The sequence below is a fragment of the Streptococcus vestibularis ATCC 49124 genome, from assembly GCF_000188295.1.
In the GTDB taxonomy this organism is placed as follows: Bacteria; Bacillota; Bacilli; order Lactobacillales; family Streptococcaceae; genus Streptococcus; species Streptococcus vestibularis.
On sequence record NZ_GL831112.1, the window covers coordinates 1,229,013 to 1,239,546 of the forward strand.

Below are 10,534 nucleotides of genomic sequence, written 5' to 3' on the forward strand. Positions count from 1 at the left end.
CTTATTTTCTCCACTCTAAACTTGATACCACCGGACAGTGAAATTTACTACTATCTTTTTCCGAAATATATTTGATAAAGCCTTTGACATATTTATCCATAGCAACTGTCACTGAGCAAGTCTCTTTGCCATATTTGATTTTAGCATTGAGTAAATCTGTCAATCCCAACCTATACTCATACTTAAGGAATTCTTGATCTCGTAAATTATCATAAACCCAAACATCTACAATCTGTCTAAATGGCTCCATCAAGTCATCAACCAAATTAAACTGATTGTATTCATTTTTATGGAAGATCCCTAATAGACCATTTAAACCATAACCCGCCACTATTCTAGCCATCTGAGCCCTCATAATAGCATAGCCATAGTTTAAGCCAGCATTGATGACATCAGCTTCTTGCTGAGTTACTCTGACAAATTGTTTACCAAAGAGCTCATTAAAGTAGACCTTGGCAGCATGTCCCTCTCTATTCGTTCTATCACCAGGTTCTATCTGCTCTTTATAGTCTGAAAGTAGTCTAATGTTATCTAGACTTTTTTCAAACATGGCTAGGACATCCTCTTGGTTATTGATTTTATAATAAGTTACAATCTGCCATGCCTTGTCCTTTTGTTTCTGAGACCAATCCATCTGTTCTTTCAAGCGTTTGTAAGCTCTAAAGTGCCCATTTTGTGAGTGATAAATTCCTGTTGGTAAATGTTCGTTATCACAAACGACTAAGGCAATATTATATTTACTTAGGGCGCTTAATAATCTAAGTGTAACAATGGTATCTCCACCTTCTGCAACTATTATCGAAATATCACTAAGTGGCACCGTAAACTCTTGTCCCATCTTTTGCACTAATAAGTTATCAAGCTTTAAGCGCATCTTCTCACTTTGACTGACATGTACAACTCTCCAAGTCATTTCTTCTCCTTTTTAAATAACGAAAACACCCTGCCATAAAATGACAGGGTGTTGATTTCGGCATGAAGCCTTATCTTTGTAGCTTCTGCAAGATTTAAGTAACTGTGTAAGGCGTCCCTTACACGATTATTATAGTATATGACAACTATAATTGCAACACTTTTTAACAATTAATATTAAAAATCTAGCTTAGGCTTATCACCCTCATTTTTGATGATATGCTGATTTCCTAGAACATCCGTTCTTACTTTGTAAATAGAAATATTGGGTTTGTTTATTCCCTTTTGACATTGACCACCTTTAGCTACAGCTCCTAGTACATTTATTAACGATTCATTTCCTTCAAATTTCTGTTTATCATAAGGTTTTAATTCTACATAGTGTTTAACATTAGGTTTAGTACGAGATAAGAAACGGAATAGCTGCTGTTCTTTTGTTTCCGTATCTTTGATAAGCAACAAATCGTTTTTATAAAGTGTAAACTTGAATTCTGAATCAGAATCTACACCCTCTTTCTTCTTAATGACATTGTATTTTTCCTGAGAAATCTTATATGTTCCTGTCCCTTTCTCAAATTGTAGATCAGCATATTTTAATCCAAGGATTTCGTATTTTCCAGTAGTCTTATTGAAATAGACATCCGCTCTCCATGGAGAAACTGACTGCAAGACAACTTTATTGTTACTATCTTTGGGAGTGATATCAATATGATTACCTAACTTACTATCATAGTATTTAAGACTCTTGATTTCAGGACCATTGCCTTTTTTACTATATTTACGAATATAGTCGCCATGTTCTTCTTTATATTTTAGGAAAGGATTACATGGTACTTCTTTCCCTTTTTCATTCATTTCCTTATTAGGATAGTTCTCTAAAATTGGCTCGATAACTTTCTCAAAGGTTTGTGGGTCGTGACGATACATGAGGAATTTTGACTTATCCTTCTGATAAATCTTTATAAAGGCATCATAGCCAGTCTGGCTATAGATATCTTTGATTTTCCCTAAGACATAAGTTTCATCCTTCTTATCTTTTCCTACTTTAGCCTGTCTTGTTGCATAAATGGTGGCATCTGATATTTTACGATTAAACTTAGAATCCACTTGATATGAGAATAAGATACTGTCTTCAAATTCTTTACTCTTCAATGTATCAACAAAATGTTGGTAAGGGGCTTTGAACACAGATTCCTTGTACTCATCATCACTAATAAGTTCACCAGTTTCAATATCAAGTAGTTGGTTTTCTGAATAATTTACAAGGGTATTCTTTTGTTTTTTCCACAAATTCAACTGACTTGAAGCAGCAATAATCAGTGCATCTACGGCATGGTGATGATAAGTATCACGAGTCTTCTCAATTCCCCAATGGCGTCTCAATTGAGATGTGAATTGACCACGAACCACGGAAACTTTTGTATCAGTCTTGTGAGCTCTAAAGTGTTCTTGAAGGGCATTGAGGACAACTCTTGAAGCGTATCTTGTATCTACAAGATTTCGTTCGATAAATTTCTTGCGAACATCAAATCTTGAAATGTCCTCTTCTGTAAGAAGGTATTCTTTTTTCTTGTTTGAAAGTGATTTTGACTCACGTACAAAAGCTTTTAATTCACGGAAAGACCATGCATCATCCATGCTATCTAAAGCCTGATAAGGTGTTCGTTGTCCTTTTTCTTGGTTAGCAGTTGCATAAACCAAAACCTTATTAGCAAGACTGTCATCGAAGGTGATAGAAAGAGGTAAAATATGATCTATTTCAAATTGATTAGGATTATTTATCAAATCATGGATCGAAATTGTTTTACCAGTATAAAGGCAACGTTCTCCTTGCTGATGCCAAAGGCGAATTTTAGTCGCTAATTGCTTATGACCGTGGAAAACGCTATGTGGTAATTCAGCCCTTCCATTATATTGGTTGGCAGCCTTAAGCATTGCTGCATCTTTTTCATCTTTGTTTGCTTTTTGAATCTTTTGAATAGCTTTCTTTTCATCATCTTCATTTGTTTCACGAGCCATTTCGATGACAATATTGTCAAAGTCTCCATACTCTTTGATTGCTGCATTTACTATTTTTATAGCTTGGCGAACAGACTTAGCAACAACAGGATTATAGATTTCTTCAGTTAATAGTTTTTCATCTATATATTTTGTTTTATTTGAAGACGAAGTTGTTTTTTGTTTCCCAAGTCGTGTCAGGATAGTCATTTGCTCTTCTGACGTCGCATACAATTCTGGGATTAACTCCATCATCAGTTTGACAGAAAAATTATGCCATCCTTTGCCAAAAATGGAACTATTTGCTTTGCGGAATTGAACCAATTCGTCAATTTGCTCCTGGCTAAAGTTACCATCAGCAAACTCATGATCTAAGGCTTCTTGAATACCTTCCCTCTCAGTGTTTAATGTCAAGACATAGGCTAACTTATCAAGTTGGTCTCTTGACATTTTCTCAAAATCAATGGTTTCAAGCGTCTTCATCTTTCGATAGGCTTCGAAAGTATGAATCTCAGCCTTATCTGATTTGTCGATACGGTATCCCTTGATATCCGCAACATCGCAAGAAAGTAGTTTAGCGATATATTTAAAGAGTTTCGCTGGCCCCATTGCCTTTTCATTTTTGACATAATTAATGATTTGATTCTTCTGTTCTTCGCTCAACTTCTTGGTTTCAGTAGGAACTGTTAGATTGTTCAAATCATTTAGCAAATTGAATTCTTGAGCCGTGTAGGATGCTTTTGCTGCTCTATACTCTTCTGGATAAAATGTACATTTCCCGATTAGGATACCAAAAATATTGTCTAAAGTTATGTACTCATTTTCAGAATCTTTCTTAGTAGTATACCTTCCATAATCAGTCCGAGACTTTTCATTACCTGGTCCGTGATAATATTTCCGTTTTCCAGTTAAAATTTCGAGATAACGATTAATAAATTCATCTGTAATCTGTGGATTAAATTCTTTTTGGGTTTGCAGTATCCTTAAGGCTTCTGAACGATAAGCTGATGTAGGAAAGACATTAATTAAGCGATGTTTTTTTCCATCTTCCTCAACAGTAAAATCACCACGTAATTGACCATATTTTTGGTAGCGTTCCAACTGAATCTGTCCCGGTGTCTTAGTTTCTAATTGTTTACTATTTTCCTTAACAATTTGTGCATAGTCTCCTACTGATGAATTTCCGTCATCACTGGCATCATCGAGATAACTAATCCCACGGTGTTTCACCATATTTTTAAGAGCGATAAACAATTCTTCATTAGACAATTCATCGATCAAGCCCTTAACCCGTAATTGATATGGGTTAAGATTGATTGAAACCTTCGTAAAATCGGTGATTAATCCACTTTCCTCAAATAGATGATTTAAACGAACTCTACGATGTTTTTTACGTCGTGTCAATCGTCTTCCTTGACGATTTGTTCTACGTTCTACATTATTTTCCGCTTGGGCTGCTGGGAAAATGCGTGAATTCTTATGGATAATTTCTCCCGTCACTTTATTAAGGATACCTACACCAACAGAACCTATACCGATATCAAGTCCTAAAACTAAGTCGCTCATTTAAGAATCTCCTTATGCTTTTTTCTAATATTTTACAATAATATCTGAAAATTCACAACCGTGTTTGTAAACGCTATAATCTATGTTTTAAAAAATCAATTTAATATTATTTTTATCTAAACAACTTTATTCACTTCATTCCGAAATCTAGAAAAAATATAAATACTACTCCCTTTAACGACTTTGCTCATGTAAAAAGCCAAGTCAACTTGGACTTGGTCTTGGATTTCATTTTTGAACAAAGGAGTTTAAATTACCAACTTGTTGGCAAGGAAATCGGAATGTTAAGCTTCACCTTCATCTTGCTATTGTTAATAGTGGCTTGCTCAATTTCGTAGCCGATTTCAGGAAGCTTGAGCTGAATCTGGTTGTTAACCACGCGAACACCACTGCTGGACTGGGCAATGCTCTTCTTGAGGTAAGGCAGAACCAGTGATTTTGGAACTGGAAGGCGACCCAGGTGGGCACCTGCCAAATCTAGTAGGATGACTTCCTTGTTAGTGCTGACCGTAAAATCAAGGCTAAATGTTGATTCGATAGGACCAAGAGATACGGGAACCTTAGCTGTTAGATAGGAATCATTCAACTCTACGGTACTGTTTTGCAGGGTCTCATCATTAGATTCAGCTATGCTTTCTTTTAGGACTTGACGAAACTGATTACTATCCAGATTAATCTCGGTTGAAAGGCTCCCTGATGATAGTGATGTCCCACCAATACCAGCCTGGACTAAATCAACAAGAGATGTTTGTGTTGGTACATTTTTTAATTGGTCTTGACTGTCAATCTTATCCGGAATAAGTAGAGCCACCATTGCAAAAAAGAGCACAATGACAAGGACAATGAATCGTTTAAACCACTTCCACATAGGGATACCCCATTTCAATTTTTCACTTTTGACGTCTATTGTACTGGAATCAAGGGAAAAAAGCGAGTAAGAACTGGAAATTCTCTCATATTTTCTTAATCCAAGAGGTAGGGCTCAAGAGCTTCATAGACCTTTCAGTAAGCATTGGCATATAGGTGAACGCCGTCATAGGTACGCTCTGCTTTCTGCTCTTTTATATCATCGACCGGCTCAGCATTACAATTAATGAAGTGGCAACCATAGGTTTTGGCGATTTCCTCAGGAGTCTTATTAGAACGGTCAAGGTTTTCAGGGGTCCGCAGTTTCATCCACTGGATAGATGCCCGGGTCTGACAAGGCAGATGAAGATTTGCTGGAGAAAAAGCTATCAGGTAAATCTTGGTATTTAGCAATATAGCTAGTAGTTGCTCCAGAATTTGTCCGATATTTGCCATCATATGGTGTAACCAATGGTCTCCATAAGTCTCCTAGGTCATAACATTAGTACCCATACTGATGAAAAGCTTGGCCGGTTGCAAATCCAAAATCAGGGGAAGGATATGCTGGAGAAATTCATCCGTATTCAAACCACTGATGCCTCCATTATAGATGATATCGTCAATACCTCTACTCCTAGCAATTTCACAAATGGGAAAAAGCTCCATGAGAGAGAAGCCAGTGAAGAATATCTCTCCCTTGATGGCGACCTCATTTAAGTACTAATAGTTTTTAAGTTTGATTTCTTTTAATTCATCCATGATAATTTTCTGCTATATTTATCTCAATGAGTGAGAAGGTAAAAAGTAGCCATAGCTTTTAGGGCGCCAATTAGTTGGATAAACATAAGCGCATGGATGAGCCCAAATAATAGAGACTGGACGAGATTAGCCCCTAGAATCCTAGTTTCCCTTACAACCTTATAGCTATCCATCTGGACCATAAACATTTCCTTTTCGCTGGCAGTCGCCCTTTTCTTAAAATAGCTGCAGATATGTTGGAAGGAATTGACGACTTGACCAGGATTTTCAGGAAGGTCAAGTGCTTGATTAATATAAGCTTGAGCCTAATCCAAACTAACCTCATCATTCTTGAGATAGTTCCGGATTTCTAAGTAAATCTTGTTTGAATGACTGAACACCAGGTACTTATTTACTGCCCAAAGTCGCTCTCACTGGCGACGTGGATTTCTTGTTGTCATTAGGGACCTTCCTTAATAACTTTTTATCATCATAGCATAGTTTAAATGGGGATAATAGAGTATGATCTTGCTAGTGGGGAGTCATTTGCTAGGGATAGTTGTATCTATTTTCAGAAAAAGGGTTTTGCTTGGTTTATGTATAAGCGTTTGCTATACTTAAGGTATCAAAGAAAGGAGACAAAGCCTATGACATTGTCCAAAAAACTCACACTTTCTCTTGCCTCTATGGCAGTTCTTGGTCTTTTAGCAGCCTGCTCAAACCAGAAAGCTCAAACACCTGAAAGCTCTGCTAGTACCCAACAAAGTTCAAGTAAGGTTTCACCTTCACAAAGTTCTGAAGCTTCTAAACAGACTAACGGGCTAGATGGCACCTATAAAGGAACTGATGAAAGCGATCGTATTACTCTTACTATCTCTGGAAATACTGGTACTTGGGAAGAGGACGAAGCAGATGGCGAGAAGGATAGCAAGTCTGTAACAGTTAACCCTGCCAATCAAAGTCTAACGATTGGGGATGATATCAAATACTATAAACTCGACGGAAATCAGCTGACTATTGAAGATGATGATCGTGATTCAGATGATACCATTATCTTAACAAAATAATATCATATACCTTAGCCAAACCACTCTCTTGATTTAGCTAAGTTTTTTATGTTTTACTATTGCAAGAAAGAAAACGGATACAAACAGGAGGCTGATGATGACCCAAAGACAATTATGGTTGACGCTATTCTTTTATCAATTAGTGTAACTCTTATTGGACTCGGATTTTCTGTATATAATTATATTATCTTCGACAAACCTTTTATAACTACAAAAGGTTTGCTAGCTGCATTTTATCTGGGTGCGACAGTGGTTGCCATTAGTCTATCCAAGTCAAATAGGAAGTAAAGATAAGAAAAAGGTATAAGTTTGCAGACTTATACCTTTTTTGGTAAAACATTACTTAATTTTGTGTTTGTTCATTTTTTCTTCAAAAATAGCTGTCATGATTTTACGCAACTCTTCTCTCTCTTTTTCAGGAAGGTCCCCTTGGCGCTTAGCCACTGCATAGAGCTCAGGATATTGCTTGGCTACACGCTCTACTGTCTTAGTCGTCGCATGGCCTCTTACAAAGAAAGGAATGCGTTTAATCCATTCTAGCGGTACCAAGTCAAGCAACTTCTTCGCAGCTTCCTTGTCAGAAATCTCAGCTGTACTCAACCCTTGGTTGATTTGTTCTTGTTCTTTTTCAGTAAAATCTTTTAATTTCATTACTAATTCCTCTTAATCTTTATATAGTAGATTTTACACTCTTACATGAGATTATACAACTGATTGGGACTGATGAGACAAGGGATTGACTAGCTCATGTGTCATGTTTCTACCCTACTCAAACTTTCGTTGCACGTTAACCTAGTCCATATCCACCCATTTGCCATTGTCCATGATAAAGGGTTTGGCTAGACCCGGTCCGGTGTAGTCCTTGTACTTGGTTGTGAGATACTTGTAGCAGTCCTTCTTGCTAGCAAATTTAATGGCTTGGTAGGGCTCTTCGAAGGTCAACTTTTCAACAAATAAGTAGCCATCCGTCGTTGGAACTAAGACGCCAACATGACCAACAAAAAGAGAATCTCCGTCCAGATTATCATGGACAACAACCGACAGCATACATGCCTTGTCATCAAAGGTGAACTGCTTGTAGTAATCTTCCATATGTTTGGCGTGAACCTTGACATCTTGGGTAGGTTCAGTCTTAACCCTTGAAAAGAGAATTTCAAAGTTTGCCTGCTCCTTGGCATCAAAAATCTTGCCCTTGTCAATGGCATCCTTATCTTGGAAAAGGAGCTCACTATCACTTTTGACTTGAGGAATCTTTATTTTTCCTTTCAGTAGCATGTAAGTGTTAATACGGCAGTTGGTACCGATAAAGTCACCATGCTTGGCTGTCCACAGGCTACTGATTTTTTCCACATCATAGTCGGTTTTAGTAAATGGTTTAAAATCTTCAGTTAAACCAACAGAACCAACGGTGTCATTATAATCCTTGACCAGATTGATAAAGCTATCCACACTCCCCTCGTCCAAATGTTTCGAGAGAATAGAACGCACCTCACTAATACTGGCCTTACTATTAAGGTTGGAGTAGCTTGGCTGCTCCTCCTTTTTGTGGATATGTGCAAAAACTGCTAGACCAATAAGTAGCAGGTTAGAGATAGTTAAAAGAATTAGCGTCTGTTTTTTCAAAATTTTCATAGGCGCCTCCTTGGCTTCATTATATCAGATTTTGTGGACTCCTCCTTCTCAAAACGCTCCTCCACAAGAAAAAAGCCTCGTTACCAAGACTTTCTTCACTTTTTCAAATTTTTCTTTTCTAGTCTCTCAGACCTTCACTTGTCATTCACAATATTGGCGAAGGCTTCTTGAATGTCCTTGTTATTAGTTGGATACATGTAATACATGTTTTCGGGATTACCTTGATTTTGCATGGAAACTAGGACTACTGGTTGACCTTTATGGATGGTGAAATGGTAGAGAATCATGGCTGAGCCTGCATAACCGTAACTGTCTACGATGATATAGTCCGCTGTCCCTGTACCGTCGTCTGAGAAGGCAACATCTACCTTTTGTTGGTTGGTCATTGGGGCATTCTGTTCGGTCTTTTCTCCTACAGTGATGCGGTTATTTTTAGCAAAACTCATGGCACCATAGAAATCGTCACTTCCGTTTGGTGTTAACCTTCTATAACTTTCTTGATTCATCTTGTGGCCAAACTCTACCATATAACTAGCAAGCTTGGCAGCCTTGTCACTATTCCAAAGGGCAGTTGTATTGGTTGGGCTATTCTGGCTAGATTGGCTCTTGCTTTTCACTCTGTAATAGGACGTGTAAACCACTCCTGGTCCAGCGAACTCTGGAATTTGAACCAAACGATCTGTGTCTTTGACAGAATTGTCCGGAGACGGTGCCGCTTGGTTGGCTGGCACAGGGACAAAGGGATTAACCCCATGACCTGGACTATTGTCCGCAAAATAGAACATGGGTTGACCTTTGAAATCCTTAATAACAGTCTTACCATCAGTGCTTCCCGTCTCCTCAGACTTTGTGAGGCCAGATTTTGTAATAGTCACAACATGACCACTGTCAGACACCCAATCTCCTTCGATGCTCGAAAAATCACCATTTCGAATGGCTTCCACATCCATAGCAGGTATTTTGGCCACCGATGAAGCACTCTGACTTTGAGAACTATAGCTTGAAGACGTCTCAGAAGCTTTAGAACTCGATTGCTTAGACTTGTCTAAGGAAAATGTCTGACTGTTAGATGAGGCCACCGTGAGGGATGGTTGCTTTTGGGTTTGTAAGTTGTGAGAATGCCAGACAAAAATTACCCCACCACCAAGAAGCGTCACACAAAAAACCGCAACGATTGATGCTACTACCTTATGAGTCGCCACAAACTGACTCAAGCTTTCCCAAAATCCCTTTTTAGATGCTGGCAACAAGGCTTCAACTTCTGCTCGATTGGCTAAGAGACTACCATTTTGTATCGCCTCGTCAACCTCTGTCATCTTTGGGCGACGTCCATAAATCTTCATAAAATAGGTTAACCATTCTTCTGCTTTCATTGCATCTCCTTTTTGAAGCATAATAGTTCCATTGTAGCATAAATTAGAAATTCGTGTTGATTTGGTAGAAAAGAAAAAACTGCAAGCAAGTTGTTGCAGTTAGTGTTATAGACTGAGTCACTATTTCTGAGTATGGCCAAGCCTCTTAAGATAAGTATAGCCTAAATAGAAAAAGAAAAGCACTAGTGGTAGTATCTACTGTAGTAGCAGGTTGAGTTGGTGAAACATTTGTTGAAGTTGTTGTACTTTCTGCAACTGGTGCCGCTGTTGTTTGGTCAGCATGTGCGACTTGAGCGTTTGCCATATAGGCACAGCCAATCAAGACAGATGCTACACCAAAAGCGTATTTGCGAATTGAGTAGCGTTGTTTTTCATGATGTTTTTACCTCTTACATTCTTCAA

The 10,534-nt window shown here is 38.0% G+C and carries 9 protein-coding genes and 3 pseudogenes; 3 read left to right on the forward strand and 9 right to left on the reverse strand.

The genetic code is table 11. From position 1 onward, the window contains the following. Nucleotide 1: 1 nt before the first annotated feature. From cas1 to HMPREF9425_RS10370, 4 genes are all read right to left on the reverse strand, one after another. Nucleotides 2-913 carry a type II CRISPR-associated endonuclease Cas1 gene (cas1, locus tag HMPREF9425_RS06030; RefSeq protein WP_003097497.1) on the reverse strand — a complete coding sequence of 304 codons (912 nt, stop codon included), beginning with the start codon at nucleotides 911-913 and terminating at the stop codon, nucleotides 2-4. Between the two features lie 176 nt (nucleotides 914-1,089). Then, complete coding sequence (cas9, locus tag HMPREF9425_RS06035) at nucleotides 1,090-4,476, reverse strand: type II CRISPR RNA-guided endonuclease Cas9 (protein ID WP_003097512.1); 3,387 nt, start codon at nucleotides 4,474-4,476, stop codon at nucleotides 1,090-1,092. A gap of 253 nt (nucleotides 4,477-4,729) precedes the next feature. Then, nucleotides 4,730-5,344 carry a hypothetical protein gene (locus HMPREF9425_RS06040; RefSeq protein ID WP_003097516.1) on the reverse strand — a complete coding sequence of 205 codons (615 nt, stop codon included), beginning with the start codon at nucleotides 5,342-5,344 and terminating at the stop codon, nucleotides 4,730-4,732. 134 nt (nucleotides 5,345-5,478) lie between these two features. Then, nucleotides 5,479-5,778: an SGNH/GDSL hydrolase family protein gene (locus tag HMPREF9425_RS10370; protein ID WP_248687985.1), complete on the reverse strand. Its 300-nt coding sequence runs from the start codon at nucleotides 5,776-5,778 to the stop codon at nucleotides 5,479-5,481. Between the two features lie 15 nt (nucleotides 5,779-5,793). On the opposite strand from HMPREF9425_RS10370, the gene HMPREF9425_RS10375 reads away from it, so the two are divergent. Beyond that, nucleotides 5,794-6,039: a hypothetical protein gene (locus tag HMPREF9425_RS10375; protein ID WP_037621523.1), complete on the forward strand. Its 246-nt coding sequence runs from the start codon at nucleotides 5,794-5,796 to the stop codon at nucleotides 6,037-6,039. A 65-nt stretch (nucleotides 6,040-6,104) separates the two neighbouring features. Here HMPREF9425_RS10375 and HMPREF9425_RS10710 read toward each other — a convergent pair. Continuing rightward, nucleotides 6,105-6,464, reverse strand: a pseudogene (locus HMPREF9425_RS10710) (DUF1722 domain-containing protein). A gap of 243 nt (nucleotides 6,465-6,707) precedes the next feature. Between HMPREF9425_RS10710 and HMPREF9425_RS06055 the strand changes: the two are divergent. Together HMPREF9425_RS06055 and HMPREF9425_RS10715 are read left to right on the forward strand one after the other, a co-directional pair. Continuing rightward, the gene (locus HMPREF9425_RS06055; RefSeq protein WP_003094396.1) at nucleotides 6,708-7,127 is read left to right on the forward strand and encodes an SP_0198 family lipoprotein; all 420 of its coding nucleotides are present in this window, start codon (nucleotides 6,708-6,710) and stop codon (nucleotides 7,125-7,127) included. 97 nt (nucleotides 7,128-7,224) lie between these two features. After that, a pseudogene (locus HMPREF9425_RS10715) lies at nucleotides 7,225-7,415 on the forward strand (bacteriocin immunity protein). A 51-nt stretch (nucleotides 7,416-7,466) separates the two neighbouring features. On the opposite strand, the gene HMPREF9425_RS06065 reads toward HMPREF9425_RS10715, so the two are convergent. The 4 genes and pseudogenes from HMPREF9425_RS06065 to HMPREF9425_RS09485 form a co-directional block, all read right to left on the reverse strand. Further along, nucleotides 7,467-7,778, reverse strand: coding sequence for a hypothetical protein (locus tag HMPREF9425_RS06065; RefSeq protein ID WP_003094237.1), 312 nt, complete (start codon nucleotides 7,776-7,778; stop codon nucleotides 7,467-7,469). A 141-nt stretch (nucleotides 7,779-7,919) separates the two neighbouring features. After that, the gene (locus HMPREF9425_RS06070) at nucleotides 7,920-8,759 is read right to left on the reverse strand and encodes a DUF4300 family protein (protein WP_003093813.1); all 840 of its coding nucleotides are present in this window, start codon (nucleotides 8,757-8,759) and stop codon (nucleotides 7,920-7,922) included. A gap of 134 nt (nucleotides 8,760-8,893) precedes the next feature. After that, complete coding sequence (locus HMPREF9425_RS06075) at nucleotides 8,894-10,132, reverse strand: DUF4767 domain-containing protein (RefSeq protein WP_037621723.1); 1,239 nt, start codon at nucleotides 10,130-10,132, stop codon at nucleotides 8,894-8,896. Between the two features lie 145 nt (nucleotides 10,133-10,277). After that, a pseudogene (locus HMPREF9425_RS09485) lies at nucleotides 10,278-10,502 on the reverse strand (YSIRK-type signal peptide-containing protein); the annotation flags it as partial. Nucleotides 10,503-10,534: the final 32 nt, after the last annotated feature.